Here is a 23,685-nt window from a genome sequence, read left to right as displayed (position 1 = left end):
ACTAATGCTCCAGGCAACATTCACCAGATAACTAAATGAAGCTGGAGCCAAAAGATAGCCTCATTGGGCTACCCTTTTTGTTTAATCAGCACGTAGCGGTTGAGTAGCTGATTCAGATGCATATCCGTCTGAGTGGCCAATGCCTGTGATGGAGTCTCATCAAGCTGCCGTAACTGCTCTTCCACAGGAATCGTTTTGTTGAACGACTGTTGGATGCCAAACACCATCGTCTTAAGCTCACTGACCGTCATGTATTTGCCATGCTGCTCGTCCAATCCGTTCAGGCGGCTAGCGAGTTGCTGGAGTTGCTCCATTCCCTGATGCCAGTCATTCATCTTTTCCGGCGGCAATGCTGACTCCTTTAATTGCTGCTGCCAGCGTGAGGATATTTGCATCGCAAGCGGTGTCTGTGGCCACAATGCCTTTACCTGCCCAACGAGCTGATTACCATAATTCAGCGCCCAGTCTGGTTGGAGCATAGTGAGCTGTTTCAATCGCTGCTCTACCGCCTCAGGATAAGCGTTATCGCTAAGCCATTCGGGTTTCTTCTGCTGTAAACTTTGGATTTGCCCGGCCGAAAGAGCGGCTGACCATGGCGCGATTAATGCCTGTAACTGAGCCAATTCAGGATCTTGTCGATGCATATAATTCCAACCGTACAGCGACATCCCACCGACCACCAGCATAGTGGCGACCCCAGAGATAAATGGCTTCCACGGTTTTACCGGCACAGAAATACTGACGGTTTCGCCCTTCGCTTGCGGCTCTGCCTGAGCAACGTACACCCATGTAGTGCGCGAACTGTTACTGGCCGTCGTTGCGGATACGTTTGCTGGCAGGACAATACCTGTAGTAGTCGCACCGTTGTTACCTGCTTTAACATCACTGTTTTCCAGCCGTATGGCCGACGCCTGTAGCTGGTTACGTAATACGTCCATCTGGCTTAAATGTTTTAGCTCGAGGCGTTGCAGCACATCACCCAGATTAGCGAGATGTTTTTCTGCCTGATAAAGCGCGCCGAGATCAGCATATTCCAGTGTAAAAGTACGCACCATCTGCTGCACTCTTTGGCTTAAACCGCTAAGAACTTCCATCCGTGCATGCGTGGCCTGCGGCCATATTGCGCCCCACTGGTAGGTAATCAGCGCCACCACAATCGCTAGTCCTTCGTTTAGCCCATAAAGCCCGGCAAGACGAGTGCGAGCCTGGGTGTACCATGCCGCCGTCTGAAGCTCTACGCCGTTACGCTCAAACAAATTCAGGCACAACGTTTCCACAAGCTGCCAGTTCACATCCGGCCGTGCCGGATGTGTAAGTTTACTCAGTTCTTCGCGCAGTGCCGCAAAATCGGCAAGCCCACGCGGGTCGCCGCCGGTTTTCAGCGTGTGTGGGTTTTTATCATTCATGGTTTTATTCTTGAGAAGAGGAAAAGAGAACGAACCCACTACATCCGGGTAGTGGTATCAAGGTAGTTCTGCTGTTTAAGATGGCGGATAAGCACCCGCCCTTCCGGCATAAAATCAGTGCCATAGCGCACCAGACCAATACCTTTCAACTCAGCATCAATCGCATAAGCCAGTTCACCCGGCATTTTTTGCTCAAGCAGCATAATCGTCAGGCTTTTTAGACGTGGCTCGTATTTCAACAGCACGCCAGAAAGCGTGTTCATCAACTGGTGCGCAGTCCCCGGTAAACCCTGCAGAATTTTGCTCATATCTGGCAGGCCATAATCCGGCAAGTGGCTTAATGTCCCCTGGCGGGCATTGAGAATGCGCTGCATATTGTCGAGCACCGAGAGAATGACCTGGTTTTGCTCGCTGACCTGATGGAGCTCAAGACCACCGGTGAAGTTCCCCGTGAGCATTTCATAAAGCGAAGGCTGCGCCATATTATTTATCCTTCAACGCAGTCAGCGTCATGCCCTGGTTATTCAGCTCAATCTGGCGCGCGTTATCCGGGTCCAGGTCATCGCGGCTTAATACCACACGCCATGTGTCGTTGGTAAAATCCGGAGACATGAACATCCCCGTCACAGCTACAAAGTGAGCTTTCTCATCCAACGGCACATCAATAGTTACAGCCGCTCCTGGGCGAATACGTATATCCTTCTCGGTGATTAAATCAGCCTTAATCGCCTGGCTGTCGTCAGCAAATAGCGACGGATAATCCGTACCATCAAAAACCTTGCGGTCTTTTAACTGATAGATACGCACTACCATGGCCAACGGTGCGCCACCTGCGTTGTTGTTGATCGCGTCACGCGCTGTGATATCCAGATGCAGCATTTTTACCTGCTTATAAAAAATGGATTTCGTCATAGCCACAGTGCTATCGCTCACTTTCTGAGTCAGGCCGCAGCCGCTCAAGGTGGCAACTATTGCCAGCGGAAGTAACACGCCATATTTTTTACCAGCGATAATCGCCATGCTCATCGGTATCCCTCCGGTTAAGATTTTCCTGAACGCGCTGATAGCGACCCAGGTTAATAGTGATCAGTTCATCTTTATGATTTGTTGTAATGTCACGCGCACGCATCACCGCAGTTCTGCCGAGCAGCACGCCACTGAGCTGTGGCTGGCAGGAGAGCTGTGCATCCGGCAGCAAACTACGCAGCACCGAAAGCTGAAAACGCACATTCAGCCGCGAGCCAAGATAGACCTGCAACAATGCCTGCAAATCTGTGTACAGTTGCCCGCCAGGCAGCCATTCATGGGCTTCATCGGCATTGTTTGTCTGCAGTCTCAGTAGTACCTGGCTATTCACATCAAGCGCGTGGCTGCCCATAACCGGGCTGTTGCTCATACTGACAGGATTACGCGCACTCATTGCAAGCTGCTTACGCAGCGGAATACGGCAGCGATCATGTGCAATTACACGCGCTTTGGTATCCGGAGCTAACAATTGGACAAGCGCGATAATCCCTTCGCTGGTACGGGTCGGCAAACGCATCATGCCAGTCAGCGCAAGAAAACGAGAAACAGGCGTGGCGATATTCTGCGCGCAGCCTTTAATTCCCAGGCCGCACAAACTCAGCAGATAGCGGGATGTCTTGTCCGTACCACCAGGTGCGAAGGTGGCCGGATAAGAGTATTTACGCCAGATGCGGTAGTGTTGGGTGATTAACCGGTGGTTAAAAATATCCAGAAAATCGCTGACCGCCTCATGCCCATCGCGGCGCTGAGTAATATCGTCGATATAGGCAGTAGGCAGCGGTGACTCCACACCATACAGCCCCATAAAAGTGGTGCGGATAGTAGGCGGTAGATGCGCTTGTTCCGGTATTTCCACTCGCTTAAATTCACTTGCCGGAAAACCCATGCCCGGATGAGGACGAAAACGCACCGGGTCGTGTTTAACCTCCCAGTGGCTTCCCAGGGCTGGCGCTTCGGGCTGGCTGCGCTCCAGTAGCTGGCAAAAACGATAAAACTGGGTATACGGCAGTTTATCCTGGAGCTGTGCGATTAACCGGGCAGACGCTGGTTGTGATTCTCGTTCCATCGGATACATTTCCCGGCAGGCTGGACAATAAGGGTGAGCTGATTAAACAGGTGAATATCGGCATACAGTGCAAGGAAGCGGTTGAGCATTTCACCAAACAGGTGGATATCACCCTCACCTGTAAAGCCATTGCTATCCAGCGTCACTTCGATATCAAGACCGCGTAGCAAGAAACCTTTTTCAAAACGCTGAATCTGGTGATGCTGCACTTCAAGAATGGCGTCCAGACGGCGGTTATTGAGTTCATCGCCCTGCCAGTTGTACAACTCTAACGTGCCACGCAACACCTCAGCGCTGCTCATCAGGTTCAGATAACTCGAACCCAGATGACTCAGCACACGCCACTGGAAACTGTCTTCAGCGGGAGGATACGACGGCAAAGTTGGTTTGCAGAGATTGCGAACTTTCAGCGGTGTTTGCAGTACGACCTCGCAACGATCAAGCAATGTGCTCTGAAGTGCTTTACGCGGTAACTGGCCATTGGTGCCGGTGATTTTTAGCGAGACAGGTTCGCGGGAAATCAGTTTATCTGCTTCCCACATCTCACCGCCCAGAATAAGCCATGTGTCATGCAACCCGGTAACACCTCGCCTCACACGCGTATGGAAGTAACGCTCCGGTGCATGGCGGCGCTGCATTCCCCCCCGATGGCGGAAACTGGTAAACGGGACATAAGTTGCGTCCGATGTTCGGTTTGAACCGGTTACGGAATCCACGGAGTAAATCTCAGTATGCCCGTCCTGCAGGCGGCGTGGACGCAACAGGTATTCATTTTCCAGACCGTTGATAATCAACGGGTCCGCTTCAAGTGAGAACAGGTTAACCACCGGCACGCAGTGCAGCATCAGGGCATCATCCGTCACCGGTAAATCGCTCGGCCACTGACTGTTTAACACCACTTCGATATCCAGATGCGTGATTCCCGCAGGCAATGTCACGGTTTCCAGACCATTGAGATGCACAAACATAAACTTCTCGCGGAAGGTGAAATACTCCAGCAGTAGCTGATACCCACTGAATGCGCTTTCCCCTTTTGGCCACAGTAAGTCTTCATCGGCAAATCCGCCGGGTGAAAACCAGCCATCCACTTTTATGCGATCTGTCTGATTAGGCAGGCGCAAATAAAACGCCGCCTGCCGACGAGTTAGCGCCAGATGTAACGCGCTACTTACCGCCGCTTCACCCGCCAGATAAAAGCTCAGACGCTTCAAATCCACCTGTGCCCAGTCCGCCTGCGCGCTGCATGCGAGACGCAGGCGTAACACAGATCGACCATCAGGTTCTGTTGTCATCACCACTTTTGAAACTTCAAGCGGGTTCAACACCATATCGCGCGTGGTGCGGTACTGGCAGACGGTTTTCTTCGGCCCAACTGGGCGAGAATAAACTTCCATACCAACAGGTACCGTTTCGGCCATTTTCACCGCCGGAACATCTGGTGTGAGCGCCACAATCGCAAGCGATGGAATGGTACGCAGATAATGCGGCCACAACATGCTCACCAGCCCTTCGGTTAGTTCCGGCAGGTCGTCATCAATTTTTTCGCGCAGTCGCCCCATCGAGAAGGCAAAACCTTCGAACAGGCGCTCAACATAAGGGTCGGGAATACCGGGCTTATCGAGATCGAGCATCGCAGCGCGGTCAGGGTGAGTTTGTGCAAATTCTTTTGCCGCATCGCGCAGATAGCGCATTTCAGCATCGTAATAACGCAGGGTTTGGTCTTTCATGGTTTTCTTTTTGGTCAGGAAGGATTATTGATTAACACCGCAGCACGTGCCGGGTCGATAGTAATTAGTCCGGCGAGCAACTGTTCCATTTCATTATTTAGCCGTGCTTTCTCGGAATCCCCACGCCCTGCTTTCATGCGCAGCAGCTTCAGGCGACGGGCTTTCACTTCGAACAACAGTTCCGGCTCCCACTGCGTGAGGGTTAGCTGCGTGGCGTTGCCGTCCAGTTCACCCAGCAGATGCAGCGCCATTTCGTTTTTGCCGTACTGCTCGGCGACGCGGGCCATTAACAGGCGCAGCAGCCATTGGTGGCGTGGCGTGCGGGTGCCAGGGCGGTTCTGTAACCAGTTCAGCGCGGCTTCAACGCCTTCGCTGTCTGCCTGAGCCAGGGCTTCTGGCTCAAGTTGCAGGATATCGTCATCGCCCGCGGCGCTGGCGGAGGCGGCGGGTTCGTTACCCCAGCCGGACGAAGCCGTGACGTGCTGATTGATCCAGTTCATCGTCACTTCGTCGGCGAACGGCGTGCCATCGTTAAACGCCAGCCCTTCCAGACCCGGCAGGCGAGTCAGCAGGCCATTCAAATCCTGCTTAATGATTTCCGCCCAGCCTTCATAAGGTGCACCCGCTTTTGTCAGCGCCTGATGGGTATACCACTGCAGATCCAGCCACAGGTGATTCACCCCCTGGCCAAACAGGCTGTCGGCTTGCTCCAACAATTCCAACCAGCTTTGTTGCAGATACAAACGTTTCAGTAGCGCACGGTTTTCGGGTTTAGGCGGTGCCAGTCGGGTGCGACCATCCGCTGCCAGAGGTGGCAGTTCATGGAGGGTATCCAGGCGAATACTTTTCATCAAATGATGGCCTGAAAGCCAGCCGTCTGGCTGGTCGCGCAAATATTTCGCCAGCAGTTTTGCCTGGTCGAGTAAATCCCGCCCTGAAACAACAGGTTTCAATGCCAGCGCATCTGATGATGAGGATGCGTAGTGACTTGCCGCCGTGCTGCTGTTTTGTGGAATAACCGCATCGACACCGCCAGACTGTGCCAGACGGTTTTCCAGTGCGGCATACAGGCCGCTGAATTGCGGGCGAGAGGCGTCATCCCACTTCGCAACACCCTCTTCCACTAATGACAGCGCCCCGGCGATGCGTTCAAAGTCTGTTTTTGCGACTTCCGGATACAGAGACAAACTATCCAATACCCGGCTACCCGCCATCCATTCCAGTGCCAGTTTGCGGCTGTTAGCACGCAGTGGATGCAATGCATCGCCAAAACGCTGGATTAGCCCGGCCAGCAGGGCCAGACCATCAGCCAGCCCGGTTTCACCATCAGTATGCAACCTTGCCCAGATGTAGTACGTCGCGACGCGCACATCTTTGCAGGTGGTCGTCAGCAGTTTTTCAGCCAGCCCACAGACCAGTTCAGTGTTGGCGCCAGAAAGTTTGTTCACCTCTTCACGCATCTGCTGGAAATCGTCGTCATAGCCAGGATCATCCCCGGTCGGGGAGCTCGCTGAAACGGGAGCTAACCACTTATCCCACAACAGGAGTTGTTGTTGTGCCTGCTGCATTAGGTTCACCCCATCAGAATGACAGGCGTTCAGTAAGGTGTGCAGTGTGGACATCAGTTTTCACCTTCCGTGATGGAACTGGTTGCAGCGTTGACGCTGAATATTTGTGTCGGTAACACGAAGTTGCGCAGCTTCAGTAGCTCCAGTGGACCTTCTCCAGCTTCGGTACGCAGGGTGTAGTTCAGCGGCCTGCCGTCCTGAGCAGTCCAGGTGATATTAAAGCTGCTACTCACGCCTGGATATGGTCTGACACTGGCTTTATCGAGTAGGCGTATCAGCCCCCAGGTGCCTGGCATATCCGCAAACTGGCGGGTACCGGCCTGAGTACTAATCCAGCTCAGACTTGCTCCTGATGCTTCAGTATCATGTGGCCAGGTGAAGCGCTTCCAGGCCGGGAGCTGGTTGTAATAACTGAGTTTCTGGCTATCGACAACCAGGTCAGTCTGCATCACATCCTTCGCTGTGCCTGGACGTATTTCGAATCGAATGCTGGCTTCACCATCGACAAACACCACATCAGACAGATGACTCAGGGTGTCCATTGCATTGAGGAACGCCGGGCTGAAAGTCAGCCCTTGAGCATTAATACTGTTCGGTACCCAGCGGCTCCCTTCTTTATGCAGTACACCGTTCAGACGAGTCTGCAGGAAGCGTGAGATGCGCCCACTGTCGCTATTTAGATAGCGCGCCAACAGAGGAAGTGATACCTCACTGCTGGTGTCTTTCAGCGGATAACGGCCGCCAAAGGTACTGTTCCAGTCATCAACAATCGCCGCCTGCCATTGGGTATTCAGGCTCTCTGCCGCAGGTGTTAACACCTGTTGCCATGCCTGGTCCATCGGCTGCACAAACAAAGCGTGTCCAAATCCTCTCCATTCCTGGCCAAGGCTTGCCGCCACCAGGCTGCCGTAATCACGGGTTTCAGTCAGGTCAATGGCTTTGCCCTGGAACACCGTTTGCGCCAGGGTTTGCGCCATCGCTTGCGGGTCAGCAGCATTAACGACTTGTTGAAGTTTGAGACGAACCTGGGTGACGCGAGTCAGGAAAGTTTGCAGGCTAAGGTTCGAGCTTCCTTGTCCACGAGCGTTGATATCCATAAGTGCCAGGACCGGGCCAAAGGTCTCATCCAGCGGCCCCTGCGCTCCGGCTTGTTGGTCAATCGTCGGTTGCTCATCGCGGTTTAATAGATTCTTGGCTGATTTCACCAGGGAATCCGACAACCCAGCGCCAGTCTGACCAGTTTTACCCTGAATGCTCAGCGTATTCATCAATGCAACCAGCGGCGACTGTCGTACGTCCGCCATCAGAGTGAGCTGGTCAATGGAATCCGATAATGTCTGCGCCTGTTGCCAGTGCAGACTGTTTAAAAACTCAAGCCAACTGCCGGAGAAATCAGCGAAGTAACGCTCTTTTAACCGTTGCTGCAACTCTTCTGGCGAACTCTGTTCGACAACGGAGACTTTGTTTTCACTCAACACCCAGTCCATCTCTTCACGCCGGCCGGTAACCACTTTCTCGATTGCCGGTTCAACCGCTTCATCCCACGCTTTACGGGTGAACATGCCGGGTACTACCGCATCAGTTGTGAAAATACGTTCTGCGTCGGTGTCGCCGGTCATATCTGCCAGACTCAAATCGGCATATTGATGGGCAACCTGAACCAGTATTTTTTGATAGAGCGAGGATTCACTGTTGCGCGCCCCCATCTGTCGCACTAATAACGTCCGCACTTGATTTACCATGTTCATATCCGGTGCCAGACTCCACTCCGCATGGTGAGCCAGATTTGCCGCGTAAAACGCCAGTAGCGACGGGCCGCTTCCTTGCCAGATACCATTTACTACGCCAGCACGTTGTGGCCAGTCGGAGAGCAGCGTTTTGCTGAACCAGGCCGCATCCATTCGGTCCGGGTGGGCCAGCATCAGATAGAGTTTTAACTGGTCGTAAGCGGGTTTAATCAGTTTCTCGCGTTGTGAATCGTCCGGAGGAAGCTGTGCCAGTAAAGTGAGTTGCCCTTCAAGGTGCTCTGCGCTTGCGTCTCGCAACAGGGGAATAGCGCTGGCACCATAGTGCGGCCAGAGTGATGCCAGCAGCGCATCATTTTGGCTCAGACCAAAGCGGCTATACCATGGCGCACCTTCCTGCTGGCGGTACTGCAACCGGCCAAGAATTTGCTGCAAATCCAGCTGTGCCTGTAAACGCGAAGGCAATGGCTGCTTTACATCTGCCGCACGTTTAACTTGTGATTCACTGGTATTGATAGCATCGCGGTTAACCAGGAATGAGACCACCATTCCTGCGCCCCACAGCACCATTACCCCGGCAACAGCGGTTGCCAGCGTTCTACGCCAGGCAAAACCTAACGCCTTTGGTGCGAGGGCTGCGGGTAAAGATGGGAGGGAGTTCAGCAGTACATCCCAACGGTTATCCTTGCCCCAGTGATGTTTCACTGAGCGCTCTGCATCCATCGACACCGGGCTGAATATCACTCCGGCCAATGGTAAAGGGCGATAGGGATTGAGCAAAGTGGCAAGCGGTGCTGCCACGGAGTCAGGGTTATTGGCTACCTGGTCAGCGAGCTGCAGTAAAAACAGGTGTTGCGAACTGGTGATGACCTGCTGTGTCCCTTGTTCAATTAGCTCAGGAACCAACCCTGCAAGCAGAACGCTAAACTCTTCAGGTTTACAGCTTGCAGGGAGTAAACAGCCGACAGATTGCGTAATGCGCTCGGACTGTGTGGATTCAGAAGGATGTAGCGACCAGACATACAACGGCAAACGCCAGCCAAGTTGTTCATAACGCGTAGCAAATGCCTGCGACACGTTGTCCATCATATCGGCGGAGAGCGTATTTTTAGTTTCGCTCTGGCAGACAAATGCAGAGGTCACCCACACCACGCCATCCAGCGGACGGCGGCGCAGTTTACGCAACGCGCTCAACCACTCGCTGTCAGCCGGTGCGCCCAGGTCGCCGCCCCACAGCAGCACGGTGCCGCTGTCTTCCTGCCAGTATTGAGAAGTCAGATTAGGAGCAAGCTGTTCGACGTCGGCTGCGCTGCCGGTTAACAGCAGAATGCGGACTTTACGGGGCCAGAAGCGACCGTAGATCTGGCGCAAAGCTTGTTGGGGGGCTATCTGCATGGGACTTTGATTAGCTCTGACTCTAGATTCATCTGCTGAAGATGTATGGTTAAACATTGAATTGAGCTTCTGCCCATTTTTTCCCCGAAAGGAGGAAAGAAACTGATATGACGGCAATGATCGCAGCACTGATTGTCGGGAGCCTAACCGGATAAATTTGAGCCCCACCATGATTACCAGCATAGTGATACACCATGCACCAAACTGCATTTTATATCCGTCCAATTTGAAATAACTTCTGCCAAAGTAAATAGTCATCGCAACGACTAACCCCAGGAAGCAGACAAGTAATATCAGCCCCCACAGCCTCATTGACCGACTATTGCTCACAACGCCCCCTCATGAAGTGATATATTTTTCATCTGCACAAGTAATGTTTTGGCCCCACACTGGGAAACAATTAAATTACTCGCATTATTATTTTTTCCATGCAGAAGCACTAATGCCATTGTTATCCATATGCTATCGTCCCCCTGCCTGCCCAAAATGAGTTCCGTAAAATGTTGTGATAACAGGTTTGAGTCCTCCCCGGATTTCAAGGCTTCATTGCATATTTGAGATACTTTATTAACAATATTTTTTTCAGTTAATTTATCAAACCATAATTTTTCTATTCCCGTAGTACCGTCCTGATATTTCAGCAGGTTGGATAAATCAGACTGAAGTTCGGTGCTGTCAGTATCCATGGCCCGGTACAAACGTGCTTTTTGTGGGAGTTGTTCTGCTGTACCAGTAGGTGCCAATAACCAGGCGCAGGCAGCATCGCTTGTTACATGTTGAGCATCATCAGATGCCAGAGGATTACAAATGACAACCAGTCGATACTTATCTCCTGGATGCTCAAGCCACTCATTAATTTGATTTGTAAAGTTTTTAACAAGAAAAACGGGAACTGCTACCGCTTCTGCGGGCAGGCCGAGAGTTATCCAGGCATGAGAAAATGATCGCCAAAGAGAAAGATAGGATGTCTCAGTACCTGACAACCTAATTTCGATTTTTTCTGCTTGAGAAAGGGTCAGCAATTTATAACGTAAAGATGATAGAAGCTCTTGAAAAACAGCGGTGTAATCAATTCCTTCAGAGAACTTTATTGATTTATCACCAATGATATTAAACTCAATACCCCGACTGAATTTATCAATTTCAATCGTATCTGGAAAGACAGAGGAACAATCAATAACAGGAATGAATTCAGATGCCCATTTACTATATATGTTCTCTACTTTTTTATTGCTTACTTCAATGAGTTCATTGTTTTCCATTAACATTCCTGTACGGAGAATAATCCATCCAGCAACAATGCCAAATAAAATAGATAATGTCAGGCTCAAGGTAAATAAGAACAAAAATGCGTTTGTATTATGGCTTGAGTAGTAGTAAATCATGCACCCAAGAACAACAACCAACAGACATAAAAAAAACACACTGAACAATTTATTAATTTTCAGTGTAGGTGTTTTCTGAGGTTTTTCTAAAGCAGGTATATCCCATGACATATATTCAACCTATCCCTGTACCAGGAACACTCGTAATAACATAACATCCACAAAGGCATTTGCATTGATGGAATGCCACAAGTTTCCCATCGGAAACCCATTCACTTGAACCCTCTATAATTTTATTTTTGCCATGCCCTACAATCGGACATATGACATCATCACCAACTAATGCGGCTTTTATGCCATCAATAATCATTGTGGAGGATGCAGATGTGACAATGCCGCCACTACTCAGTTTATCATTTAATCTTACAATTCCGGAAAACACATTCACCTCTTTATAATTACATCGACCCAATGCCTGGTAAATAATTAATAGTAATAAAATTCCCTTCCCCAGCCGGTATAGAGAAATGGTGTCTGGTCTTTAAATGGGTTTTCCGGTTTCCCCGTGCGTTTCCACTGTCTTTTTCGCTGCCGGTTTAGTTTGCACAGATTAATATCGGTGACGTTCTTCCAGCCCATCACGGTAAATATTTCTTCGGCCAGGTCTGCCTCCGGGAAAGGATGGCGTCGCCATACGCTGTATAATGCCGGGCCGATCATAAAGACTCCTCCCGATAAAATACCGATAAGTAAAGATTCATAAAGATCCTGTGAGAATAACCCCGCAAGACCATCGGTAATAAGCCAGGTGATTATAACTCCAGCGAGTGCAACGCCCAAAATACCCAACCAAAACCAGGTTCCTCCCCAGCGCGCCTGCCTTTTCCCACGGTAACAACCCGGCGTCATGCTGATGGAGCGCTCCTGAGGTTTAGCCAGAGCGTACACCAGATATTTATCCCCTACTGGCGCAACAATCAGTTCAACCTCCTCGCCCACCTGACAAAAGGTATAACCTAACCAACCCGAAAAACGTTTACCATTGATTTGCCCTGTCACATGCCAGGCGAGTTTACGTATCCTGTCACTGTTAAGCACCATCCCTTGTGCTGTGGCGCTTTGCCCACCGGCAGCAATGACCACAGCAGCATTGGCCACCCGCTCTTCGTGGCGGGCAAAATAGTCATGAGTCTGTGGATAAGCCTTCGGATCAAAGTAATGTGGAATTAACCGAGCATGAAATGCTTCCAGCTTTCCAGTCATTTTTATCAGCGGTGCAGGAGGCGGTAAAATCGGATCTGGCGGAGCATCCTGAAGCTGTAGCTCAAGTATTTGCTCTTGTTTACGTAATCCTGGCAACAGATTCCGCTCCCCATGGGTAGATTCGATTCGTGCAATACGTTCTTTTAAAATCACCCGCTCACTTTGGAGCTTGAGATAATCCACGCAAGGGTACTTTTCTTTATCGTTAAATTCTTTCCAGGTAGGGCGGGGGGTATCAGAAAATTTTATGGTTTCGTATGTCATTATCTTTCCCTGAGCAAATTGATTAGGCCTTTTGCTAACGGTTATGCCTCGTAATCTTCTGTTTCGGTATTGATGTTAAACGGCCAGAACATAATTGTTTTTGGCATTACTGGCGTTACTTCCTGAGGTGGGGAGGCCATTTTCTGTAAACAGACCATTAAAAAATTTCTGCGTTCTTCAATAAAAATCGTTATTTTTTTCGGTTTTAGTCCGTCACTATTAATAGTAATAAAACTCCCTTCCCCAGCCGGTATACAGAAACGGCGTCTGGTCCTTAAACGGATTTTCCGGTTTCCCTGTGCGTTTCCATTGTCTTTTTCTTTTCCAGTTAAGTTTACGCAGATTAATATCCGTTACGTTCTTCCAGCCCATCACGGTGAATATTTCTTCGGCCAGGTCTTCTTCCGGGAAAGGATGGCGTCGCCATACGCTGTATAATGCCGGGGTGATAACGATCACCCCTCCTGTTACGATGAATATCAACAGACTTTCGTAAAGAGACCGTGAGAATAGAGCTGAAATACCATGAATAATAAGCCAGCCAATAATCACACTAGCAAGAGCAAACCCGAGAATTCCCAACCAGAACCAGGTTCCTCCCCAGCGCGCCTGCCTTTTCCCGCGGTAACAACCCGGCGTCATACTAATGGAACGCTCCTGAGGTTTAGCCAGCGCGTACACCAGATATTCATCCCCCACTGGTGCGACTATCAGTTCAACCTCTTCCCCTGCTTTACAAAAGCAGCGTCCGAGCCAGCCGGAAAATTGTTTACCATTTATTTGCCCCGTAACATGCCATGAACAAGTCAGAATTCGGTCACCGTTTAGCACCATCCCCTGTGCCGTAGCGCTTTCCCCCGTGACTGCCATAACCACAGCGGCATTGGCCACTCGCTCTTCGTGACGGGCAAAATATTCCTGAGTCTGCGGGTAAGCTTTAGGGTCAAAATAGTGTACAACCCGCCGCCAGTTGAAAGCCTCAAGCACGCCGGTAATTTTTATCAGCGGAGCCGGGGGCGGTAATATCGGGTCTGGTGGGGCCTCTTTAAGCTCCTGCTCCAGTTTTTCTACCTGATGACGTAATTCAGGTAACAGATTACGCTCACCCCGCGTGGATTCTATTCGTGTTATACGCTCCTGCAGGGCAACCAGTTCACTGCGTATTTTCAGAAAGTTATAAGCCGGGTGTTTTTCTTTTAACATTGTCCGGGTAGGACGTGGGGCATCAGAAAATTTTAAATTCGTATTATTCATAGCCAGTCCCTGCTAATAGTAATAAAAATCCATTCCCCAACCGGTATATAAAAACGGCGTCTGGTCCTTAAAGGGGTTTTCCGGTTTCCCCGTACGTTTCCATTGTCTTTTTCGCTGCCTGTTTAGTTTGCACAGATTAATATTCGTAATATTCCTCCACCCCATTACGGTGAATATTTCTTCGGCCAGGTCTTCTTCCGGGAAAGGATGGCGTCGCCATACGCTGTATAAAGCAGGACCTAAAATGATACTCCCCCCCAGTCCAAAACTGGTTATTAACATTTCATATAGATCTAGATTAATAAGCATCCTGAGGCCATCATTCACCACAGCAATAACTACAACTGAGAAAATAGCGACCCCAAGAATTCCCAACCAGAACCAGGTCCCCCCCCAGCGCGCCTGTCTTTTCCCGCGGTAGCAGCCGGGCGTCATACTAATGGAACGCTCCTGAGGTTTAGCCAGCGCGTACACCAGATATTCATCTCCCACTGGCGCGACAATCAGTTCAACTTCTTCGCCCACCTGACAAAAGGTATATCCCAACCAGCCAGAAAAACGTTTACCGTTTATTTGCCCTGTCACATGCCACGCAAGCCGACTAATTCTGTCACTGCTAACCACCATTCCCTGCGCAGTAGCACTTTGCCCACCTGCAGCGACGACCACTGCAGCATTGGCGACCCGTTCTTCATGACGAGTAAAATAGTCATCAGTTTGCGGATAAGCTTTCGGATCAAAGTAGTGAAGGCTCAAACGCATATGAAATGCTTCCAGCTTTCCACTGACTTTTATCAGTGGAACTGGAGGCGGTAATACCGGATCAGGTGGAGCGTCTGCAAGCTGGAGTTCCAGTTTTTGTACCTGTTTGCGCAACTCCGGTAACTTGTCTCGCTGCCCCCGAGTGGACTCTATATTTGTTATGTAGTCTTGCAAGTGCACCAGTTGCTTTCTGAGCTTAAGGAAGTCAATACAAGGGTACTTTTCTTTATCCGTAATTTCTTTCCACGTGGGGCGAGGGGTATTGGAGAATCTTAAAGTTTCGTATGTCATTATCTCTCCCTGAGCAAATTGATTAGGCCTTTTGCTAACGGTTATGCCTCGTAATCTTCTGTTTCGGTATTGATGTTAAACGGCCAGAACATAATTGTTTTTGGCATTACTGGCGTTACTTCCTGAGGTGGGGAGGCCATTTTCTGTAAACAGACCATTAAAAAATTTCTGCACTCCTCAATAAAAATCGTTATTTTTTTCGGTTTTAGCCCGTCACTATTAATAGTAATAAAATTCCCTTCCCCAGCCGGCATACAGAAATGGCGTCTGGTCCTTAAACGGATTTTCCGGTTTCCCTGTGCGTTTCCATTGTCTTTTTCTTTTCCAGTTAAGTTTACGCAGATTAATATCCGTTACGTTCTTCCAGCCCATCACGGTGAATATTTCTTCGGCCAGGTCTTCTTCCGGGAAAGGATGACGGCACCATACGCTGTATAATGCCGGGCCGATCATGAATACCCCTCCCGAAAAGATACCGATAAGTAAAGATTCATAAAGATCCTGTGAGAATAATCCCACAAAACCATCGGTAATAAGCCAGGTGATTATAACTCCGGCGAGTGCAACGCTTAGAATTCCCAACCAGAACCAGGTCCCTCCCCAGCGTGCCTGTCTTTTCCCGCGGTAGCAGCCTGGCGTCATACTGATGGAACGCTCCTGAGGCTTAGCCAGCGCGTACACCAGATATTCATCCCCCACTGGTGCGACTATCAGTTCAACCTCTTCCCCTGCTTTACAAAAGCAGCGTCCGAGCCAGCCGGAAAATTGTTTACCATTTATTTGCCCCGTAACATGCCATGAACAAGTCAGAATTCGGTCACCGTTTAGCACCATCCCCTGCGCCGTAGCGCTTTCCCCCGTGACTGCCATAACCACAGCGGCATTGGCCACTCGCTCTTCGTGACGGGCAAAATATTCCTGAGTCTGCGGGTAAGCTTTAGGGTCAAAATAGTGTACAACCCGCCGCCAGTTGAAAGCCTCAAGCACGCCGGTAATTTTTATCAGCGGAGCCGGGGGCGGTAATATTGGGTCTGGTGGAGCCTCTTTAAGATCCTGCTCCAGTTTTTCTACCTGATGACGTAACTCAGGTAACAGATTACGCTCACCCCGCGTGGATTCTATTCGTGTTATACGCTCCTGCAGGGCAACCAGTTCACTGCGTATTTTCAGAAAGTTATAAGCCGGGTGTTTTTCTTTTAATACAGTCCGGGTAGGACGCGGGGCATCAGAAAATTTTATGGTTTCGTATGTCATTATCTCTCCCTGAGCAAATTGATTAGGCCTTTTGCTAACGTTTATGCCTCGTAATCTTCTGTTTCGGTATTGATGTTAAACGGCCAGAACATAATTGTTTTTGGCATTACTGGCGTTACTTCCTGAGGTGGAGAGGCCATTTTGTGTAAACAGGCCATTAACGAATTTCTGCGTTCTTCAATCAGAACCGTCATTTTTTCCGGCTTTAGCCCGTCGCTGTTCAGGGTATTGTCATTGCCAAAAATGCCCTGTTCATACCAGATCTGTAAATCGTCACGGGAAAAGTATTCAGTAACAACATATTCAACCACCATTATCCCAATTGCTAACCACCAGGACGATAATACACCGACCCATTCTATCCCCAGGAAAATCAGACGTGGCGCAGCTGCTTTACCTACCCATACTGCTAAAGTGCCCTCTTCAGTAGCCCAACCAAATCGGGTAATTAGCGCACTCATCAGTTTTCCTTCTGCACTTACTAATGTAGCGATATCATTTAAAACTTTAACAAAGTACAAGCTTTTATAGACAATACGTTTATCACTGTTCCTCTCATCGCTTTCAGATCTAAACTTAGATAAGTCCAACCCCAACGATATTCCCGAAGCAACTAATGAACTCCCTGCCCCGATGAATTTTAAACGATGCAGAGTATTACCTGCAGCCACACCATGCTCAAATGCCGGCGTTGCAATATCAGCCATCCCTCCTGCGGTGGCGAGAATGGCGCTGGATATTTTCGCATAACTGACGGCATCACCTTTGTAATGGTCTAACTGGTTATACAGTTCAACCACATTAAAAATTAACACCAGGATCTTAATACTGGTGGCTTTAGCCGCATACTGGTTGCGATCCTTCATTTCATAGTTGCTGTAGGCTTTATCCATCTCAGTAAATTTATTACTGGCAACCCGCAGCTTTTCACTGATTTCACGTCGCACAGGGCCAAAGAAACCCAGGCCATCCAGGTAAACACGCCGTTCCGTAGCCCAGCCGAAGTAAGTGGAGAGGAATGCTTTTGTCTGCGCCACCGATTTTCCTGAGACCAAAGAGAAGATGGTCCGGTTAATCGCATCTCCTGTAGTGTCCATAACAAAACCCACGCGAGTGGAAGAGAAAACCCGCTCTCCAACCGTGGCCATATACTGATCGACGGTATAGAGCAAACGCGTTGATAGCAACGCATCTGGCTTTGGGGGTTTCGCAAGCGCGGCCGTCGCTTTCTCGAAACCTTTAAAGATCTTATTGAGCTTGGCGCCGTTGGTTTCGAAGAAATAAAGCAGGCCGCTCTGGCTCATTGGGTCAGACGTACACTGGCGGCATTGCCCCAATAATGACTCCCCCTCTGCCATCAGTTCCGGGTTATTGTAAAAATGCGTTCGCCAGACAAGATTTTTTTCACTGGAAGTGGTGTAAGCATTTATCCACTCATCCAGCAAAGATTTTCCCGCGTTCACAATGTTTATCCCAGAAATCGCAAACGCGACAATTTCACGGTAAGTAAGATTATCGACTGCGTAATCAGAATAAAAATCCTGGGTGGCGGCAATAAACGCCTCATCCTGCAGCCATTTGATTCTGAAGCCGATAAGGCTTGTTACCTTTTCATCAACCTGATCGATTAATGTCTCGCCGCAAGCAATGAACGAATCCAGTTTCGTCTGATTCAGCATGCGTTTGTACTTCGCCAGGTCGTCCGCAACCTGGAATCTCAGGCTAGTTTTTTGCTGAGTTTCCTTTCCCTGATTTTCGTATTCCTCACGGCTCATGATCTCGTTGGCAGGAACCCCTTTACTCCGCTCATTGGCGTAATACATCTGATAAGCCATATCTAGCCCGACAGGATTTTCATCAAAAGTGACCTTCAGCCGAGCCGCCACTTTTTGTTCTGCCGTTTTGGAAATGATCTGTTCCGCACCATTAATCAGACTCTGCGTTGAAAATTCCAGGGCCCGTTCATCACCAAATATTTTCGGTAATGCAAGAACATCATTCGTCCAGCCAGTCAGTTCATGGGCAATCCCTACAGTGTCATGTAAAGCAAAAATGAGCGGCGTAACTTTCGTACCGTCAGCTTTGACTCCTCGCTGTTTCATTTGTTGTGCTGTACTGCTGGCAACCCCCTCACTCATACTCTTCCATGGATAAAGTGTTTCCAGTGGTTGCACTTTTGTTACAAGACTGTAGTTGCCTTCACTTGTTACATGGCTCACCCGAAACTCCCCTGGAGTTCCCCACGGCAGTGATGCTGCGGGAGAAAGTCCCCCGCTGCTGGCTGCCATATAATCCAGAATGACTGAAATGTTTTCCTCTGTAGCTTCCTCTGCACAGGGGGCCGCTGTTGGCGTAATCCACTGTGATGAACTTAGGCATTGCATTCTTTTGCTGCGATCGCTTTCATTCTGATAGCGTGCAAGTGTCGATGCCGTCCAGGGAGATTGTGAAAAGGCTACCCAAATATCGTTATCCATGACTTCGGGAATTAGCGTAATAAAATCTTTGCCCCCCTGGTTGTAAGTACCTTGCCTACAGTCCGGTTCGGTTTTTTTTATCGCATTGTCAGGAGAAAACTGTTTCCACAAACTGCCATCGTCGCTGATAGACCAGGCATCCCATTTAGATAAGAATGGATAATAAATATATAAAAATCCCCGGCGCATAGCCCTTAGCGCATAATGATATTTTTCATGATCGGGGTATTTTTTTGCGCCGGAAGCGGCCCAACCGGGCAGAGAACCTGGTTGGTGGTCAGGTGCAACTACATATCTTACCGGCAATAGTGCTGGCCCTTGAGACTTGCAGTCACAATGATGATCTGCCATGAATTAATTCCTTATATTATCTCAACAAAAGCCTGTGATTTTTAATGATCACCTGTTCGGATTTTTTCCCAGAGCGTTTCACTGACTGTTGCAATCGCATCCAGATAACTTGGATCCTGTTTTGAGCACTCAATTTTCAGGCGTCGTAATATATCCGGATGGAGGTCAAAATCGGATGAAATCATCAGAGCGTGCATTCCATAAGCAGTAAGATCACTTTTTTTCCAAAATGAATAATTGCTGGCTCGTTTAAGTGCAGGCAATACTTTCTGCAACACTGACAACTCTCCCAGACGTAATTCATTTATATTCTCTTGCCGATAATCACAGAGGATGGAATTAATGGCCGTGATTAATTTTATATCCCGCCAGCATTCAGGACTCAGTGATATAGAATGCGACATCTGAACTGTCTGTTGCTCAAGCCCTGTTCTCTTAATGAGTTGCCCATCACCATCAACAGTCAACCAACCCGTCACAGGGCCCATGAGTCGCTGTTTTTGCCAGCTGTCCAGTATGCCCCAAAGCAATAGTGCTACGGCGGGATCATAATAACGGAGTAAAATATCTTTTTCGTTATTGCTTTGCAGTGCACTTTTTCCGATGTGAAGCGCCGTTTCCTCTGCCGAGGCGTTACTTGCTAACCAGCCGCTAATTAACCTTCCACTTCCATTTTTAATTTGCTGCGGTTCTATTTCACTCAGAGCCAGCCTTAGACTTTCGTCCAAAATAAGAACGTCTTCAGGCAAAGATAAGTCAAGCGAGATAAGCCAGGGGAAAAACTCATCCGTGAGATATTGTGGGGCTACGGGAATTTTTATTACTCCCCGACTTTCCAGTGCGTCAATTAACTCGGGTTTATTATTCCGGCAACGAAGTATTGTTGCATCAATCAGCAATATACAGCGCATATCTAACCGTAAAAAATGGTGGATAAGTTGCGCCTTTATTGATTGATGCTGCTCCTGTTGTGCCTGCGATGAATAGTCGTATGAAATAGTGTCCGTCATTCGTGGTGCTCCTTAATTCATCGTGACATCGGGGCTTTGCTCCGATCCTGCACTGTCCATTGCCGTTGCACAGGGATCAGTCAGTTCGATTGTCCTGGTGAGGGTAGCTGGCCCCATTTTCTGTAAATTACCGCATTTCATTCGGATGTTACCTGGTGTGCCTATTTCCACATCACCATCTTTCAGACGAATATAAGCTTCGCCGCAACTCAAGGTCAGTTCTGTTTTCGCAGTTACAAAGACTTCCTTATCCCTGCTGGCAACAGTTAGCGTATTTCTTGCAAAAAGATCCATTGCATCGTCTTGTGCTTGAATTTCAACTTTGCCCTGGCTGGCAAAAATCTTAATGCCCATTTTTTGGGCGAATATACTGATAGTTTCTTTTACCCCCAGACGGAATTTTTTCGCTATGCTGACATCTGCATCTGCTCCCGTTGTCACAATCAAATTTTCACCTGATGAGAGTTGAATACTGGCAGGTGTTATCTGGGCAATGCCCGCAGGTGCTGATAAAAGCAATGCCTGTTTCTTCAATTCAGTCAGTGCATCTGTCATGAGTGACTTTTGACGGGCAATATCAGCCAGTTCTGCTTTTGCCAATTCGGCTGCAAAACGGATCCCTTCGGCATCCTGCAATGCTGCTTTGAGGCCATCGAGCGCTGCCTGCATTTCGAGCTGTAAACCCGCAGCGCTTTCCTGCCGATCTGCGGTAATAAACACACCTGCGCCACCACGAATAGTGACCCATTTATCCGTCCTCAGCTCGGCACCTTCACCACGTTTAGCCTTTGCACCGTCCACGTTGTGGCCCAGGTTCAGCTGCGTCTTGCCGCCGTACTCGGTGCTGAGCTTGATATGCTCTTCACCGCGCTTGTCTTCCATGCGCAGTTTGTTGTTCGCCGGGGTGCGCACCACGTTGCGGGTGTTGTTGGCTTCCGTGACGTGGTCGGTATGCCGTGAGTCATGCAACGCATGGGCGATATACGGGCGGTCGGGGTCACCGTCATGGAACGCTATCGCCACTTCCGTGCCCTGAATCAGCGGGAAGTGGATACCGTACACATCGCCGCCGTAGGGTTTGGCGAGGCGTACCGGCATGCTTTCCTGGCCCTGCGCTTTGTCGTCCTGGTCGGCGTCAAACTTCACCCGGTACAGGCCGGATGCATCCTGCCAGGCGTAGATGTCGTTGGCTTTTGCGCTGGTGACGCGCGCCATCATGGTGCCGCTGACCTTCGGGCGGGCCAGAAGTGGTGCGCGCCAGCACAGCGTTTCGCTGTACGGAACCGCCATCCAGTTCACCACCAGCGCGTTTTTACGGCTGCCGCTGTAGAAGGCTCTGGTGATGACAACACCGTTGTTCAGGGCTGAAGGCAGCGTCGGGACAAGGGCCAATTCCGTCACCGTCAGCACCTGAGCGGGGCTGAGGTTCGCGTCATTTGCTGAGCCGGTAATCAGTGTCTGCTTTGACAGAAAACGTTCATGGTCGAGACGCGCCATGAAGTTACCGGTTTCCGCTGTCGGGTCGCTTTTCGCCCCTGTGTCCAGGTGGCGCGGCTTATAGTGATACACCTCGCCGTAGGTGGTGCCTTCACCTTCGCCACGCGTCATATCCGCTTTCGCGGACTGCAGTACTTTCTGCGCTTCACGGTGGTTGTAGTCTTTGGCGGTCACGCTCGCCTCAACCACGTTGTGCTGTACATTCAGCCCCCACACCGATTCCACGCCGTTGTCATTCATGCCCGACGGACTGTTCAGCGGCAGGGTTTTGCCGAATTCATAGGCACTTTGTTTATCGGCAAAATGCACCACTTCGGTCTGTGTGTCGGGCTGCAGGGTGAAGAAGTAAAAGATCCCCACCTCCGAGAGCAGGCGCTGAATAAAAGCCAGGTCGCTTTCCTGATACTGGTTTATCTGCTCGCGTGTCGTATAGCTTTGTTTCAGGGAAAATTCATATTCCCAGCCCTTCAGACCATGCTCATCGAGTATCTGCGCCACCAGGTCCGGCACCGATTTATTCACGAAGAAACGATGGGTGCGGAACTGTTTGTCCAGCAGGGCGAGGAAGGGCTCGAGCGTAATGACATATTTGGCTTCATCGGCCGAACTGCTGATGCGTTCAAAACCCGTCACGACACCGTGCACAACCTTCTGCTCAGTCAGGCTCTGTAATAAACCCGTCCCCATCGTCAGGCTGACCGGTTTATTCAGTAACTGAGTGGCATCAAGGTCTTTGTCCGAGCTGGTGAAATGAATGGTGTAATAATACAGTTCACTCAGTGCTTCCAAACCCGAAAAATTTTCCACATCGAGCGGAGAATGACAGGAAGGAATATCAAGATGGTAACGGTTAAGAGTAGTTCCTGTTATTTTTGATAAGGTATCAGTAAGATTCATGAATATCACTCCATGGTAGTGGTCTATATACACTAGCCGTTACGTTATATAGCTATTAAATGATAGAGGTTTATCGTTATGTTTTTAATATGTATTTAGTTGTAAAGCCATTATTTAAAATTGGCCACATCAATAAAAATTTTATCATTAATGGTGCTTTACTTTACACAGGCAGGTTTGTAGAAAATTACACAGCGGACCTGGCTGTGTAATTTCATTTATCGCCTTACCCCTGTTACATTCCAGTTATTATCGATGAAAAATTCATAATGGTAGTCAATACTATTCAGACTATAACTTGAGGAATATCGATAGCCAGCATCAAGATCTACATTTACGCATGTATCAGGATAAGAAAGTTTAAGCCCCTCGTTAACAGCAAGCCTTTTTTCACCATCATAGTTAGAATATAAACTATAACGACTTAATACATCCCTCTTATCTACACTAAAACATACCCTTCCTTTATCCACATAAAATGGTTTAAATTCCCCGATTTCTTTTCCTTCACGCTCTCCCCCAGGGCAACCAGTTATTAAAGCGCATAAAGAAATTACCAATATTATTTTTTTCATCCTGGAAATTTCCCTAACACCTTTTCATACTTAGCAATTAGATCTTTTATCGGTTCAGCTGGATTGTAGTCTCTATAATCATAAAGATTGCTATGCCCAAAGAAACCATAATGTTTTAATAACCAAAAATCACTAACAATACTTGCCTGTTGTTCTAGTCCATAATCAAGCAAGTTAGGCTTATCTAAACTATAAGTGTAATCAGCAGCCCATGACATTAATCCTCTGGTTCTTACCCACATCCCACGTTGATGTTGCCAAACGTGCATCATTTCATGAAGAAAAAGGTGTTTGAAGCTCGGTCCAGGAGAACGTGAAAAATCATTCTGATATTTCGCCTCCAGAAACCACATTTCACCATTCGGACTCATTGCCTGCTGCGGATTCTGTAGATTAAAAGGTAGATAACTATCTAAATGTATCCATACTTTATTGTAGTGAATACTGAAACCGTAAACAGAACTGGCAAGATTTATCTCTCCTACTGTTAAGAGGCGCAGCCCTCCTTTTTGAATACTTTTATTCATACCTA

18 protein-coding genes are annotated in these 23,685 nt (G+C 49.0%); all 18 read right to left on the bottom strand.

From position 1 onward, the window contains the following. Positions 1-68: 68 nt before the first annotated feature. Positions 69-1,406, bottom strand: coding sequence for a VasL domain-containing protein (locus LVQ77_RS01030; RefSeq protein ID WP_232903435.1), 1,338 nt, complete (start codon positions 1,404-1,406; stop codon positions 69-71). Positions 1,407-1,444: 38 nt separating this feature from the next. Beyond that, on the bottom strand, positions 1,445-1,888 hold the full coding sequence (gene tssE / locus LVQ77_RS01025; RefSeq protein ID WP_232903434.1) for a type VI secretion system baseplate subunit TssE: 444 nt from the start codon (positions 1,886-1,888) through the stop codon (positions 1,445-1,447). A 1-nt stretch (position 1,889) separates the two neighbouring features. Then, positions 1,890-2,426, bottom strand: a complete 537-nt coding sequence (tssJ, locus tag LVQ77_RS01020; protein ID WP_232903927.1) for a type VI secretion system lipoprotein TssJ — start codon at positions 2,424-2,426, stop codon at positions 1,890-1,892. Further along, positions 2,407-3,507: a type VI secretion system baseplate subunit TssG gene (tssG, locus tag LVQ77_RS01015; RefSeq protein ID WP_232903433.1), complete on the bottom strand. Its 1,101-nt coding sequence runs from the start codon at positions 3,505-3,507 to the stop codon at positions 2,407-2,409. Before tssG ends, tssJ begins: the two co-directional genes overlap by 20 nt. After that, positions 3,462-5,225 (bottom strand): type VI secretion system baseplate subunit TssF, encoded by a 1,764-nt coding sequence (gene tssF, locus LVQ77_RS01010; RefSeq protein ID WP_232903432.1) that lies wholly within the window; start codon positions 5,223-5,225, stop codon positions 3,462-3,464. Before tssF ends, tssG begins: the two co-directional genes overlap by 46 nt. A 14-nt stretch (positions 5,226-5,239) precedes the next feature. Continuing rightward, positions 5,240-6,847, bottom strand: coding sequence for a type VI secretion system protein TssA (gene tssA, locus LVQ77_RS01005; protein ID WP_232903431.1), 1,608 nt, complete (start codon positions 6,845-6,847; stop codon positions 5,240-5,242). Continuing rightward, on the bottom strand, positions 6,847-9,933 hold the full coding sequence (locus LVQ77_RS01000; RefSeq protein ID WP_370644905.1) for an ImcF-related family protein: 3,087 nt from the start codon (positions 9,931-9,933) through the stop codon (positions 6,847-6,849). The genes tssA and LVQ77_RS01000 overlap by 1 nt, the downstream gene beginning before the upstream one ends. Positions 9,934-10,259: 326 nt before the next feature. Beyond that, positions 10,260-11,429, bottom strand: coding sequence for a KPHS_23130 family T6SS system protein (locus LVQ77_RS00995; RefSeq protein WP_232903430.1), 1,170 nt, complete (start codon positions 11,427-11,429; stop codon positions 10,260-10,262). A gap of 4 nt (positions 11,430-11,433) precedes the next feature. After that, positions 11,434-11,700 carry a PAAR domain-containing protein gene (locus LVQ77_RS00990; RefSeq protein ID WP_232903429.1) on the bottom strand — a complete coding sequence of 89 codons (267 nt, stop codon included), beginning with the start codon at positions 11,698-11,700 and terminating at the stop codon, positions 11,434-11,436. Positions 11,701-11,744: 44 nt separating this feature from the next. Next, positions 11,745-12,785 carry a putative type VI secretion system effector gene (locus LVQ77_RS00985; protein ID WP_232903428.1) on the bottom strand — a complete coding sequence of 347 codons (1,041 nt, stop codon included), beginning with the start codon at positions 12,783-12,785 and terminating at the stop codon, positions 11,745-11,747. Between the two features lie 219 nt (positions 12,786-13,004). Continuing rightward, complete coding sequence (locus LVQ77_RS00980) at positions 13,005-14,039, bottom strand: putative type VI secretion system effector (protein ID WP_232903427.1); 1,035 nt, start codon at positions 14,037-14,039, stop codon at positions 13,005-13,007. Between the two features lie 12 nt (positions 14,040-14,051). Continuing rightward, complete coding sequence (locus tag LVQ77_RS00975; RefSeq protein ID WP_232903426.1) at positions 14,052-15,092, bottom strand: putative type VI secretion system effector; 1,041 nt, start codon at positions 15,090-15,092, stop codon at positions 14,052-14,054. Between the two features lie 219 nt (positions 15,093-15,311). Beyond that, complete coding sequence (locus LVQ77_RS00970) at positions 15,312-16,346, bottom strand: putative type VI secretion system effector (RefSeq protein WP_232903425.1); 1,035 nt, start codon at positions 16,344-16,346, stop codon at positions 15,312-15,314. A 41-nt stretch (positions 16,347-16,387) separates the two neighbouring features. Continuing rightward, positions 16,388-19,174, bottom strand: a complete 2,787-nt coding sequence (locus LVQ77_RS00965) for a T6SS effector BTH_I2691 family protein (RefSeq protein WP_232903424.1) — start codon at positions 19,172-19,174, stop codon at positions 16,388-16,390. Positions 19,175-19,215: 41 nt separating this feature from the next. Continuing rightward, positions 19,216-20,184: a DUF4123 domain-containing protein gene (locus tag LVQ77_RS00960; protein WP_232903423.1), complete on the bottom strand. Its 969-nt coding sequence runs from the start codon at positions 20,182-20,184 to the stop codon at positions 19,216-19,218. Between the two features lie 12 nt (positions 20,185-20,196). Continuing rightward, positions 20,197-22,578 carry a type VI secretion system Vgr family protein gene (locus LVQ77_RS00955; RefSeq protein WP_232903422.1) on the bottom strand — a complete coding sequence of 794 codons (2,382 nt, stop codon included), beginning with the start codon at positions 22,576-22,578 and terminating at the stop codon, positions 20,197-20,199. 218 nt (positions 22,579-22,796) lie between these two features. Beyond that, entirely contained in the window at positions 22,797-23,153 is a 357-nt protein-coding gene (locus tag LVQ77_RS00950) for a putative T6SS immunity periplasmic lipoprotein (RefSeq protein WP_232863527.1), read from the bottom strand. Next, complete coding sequence (locus tag LVQ77_RS00945) at positions 23,150-23,680, bottom strand: type IV secretion protein Rhs (protein WP_232863526.1); 531 nt, start codon at positions 23,678-23,680, stop codon at positions 23,150-23,152. The genes LVQ77_RS00950 and LVQ77_RS00945 overlap by 4 nt, the downstream gene beginning before the upstream one ends. Positions 23,681-23,685 lie beyond the last annotated feature (5 nt).

This window comes from Buttiauxella cochleicola, from assembly GCF_021282435.1.
In the GTDB taxonomy this organism is placed as follows: domain Bacteria; phylum Pseudomonadota; class Gammaproteobacteria; order Enterobacterales; family Enterobacteriaceae; genus Buttiauxella; species Buttiauxella massiliensis.
Note: the sequence above shows the minus strand (reverse complement) of the source record. Positions and strands in the feature narration are given on the sequence as shown.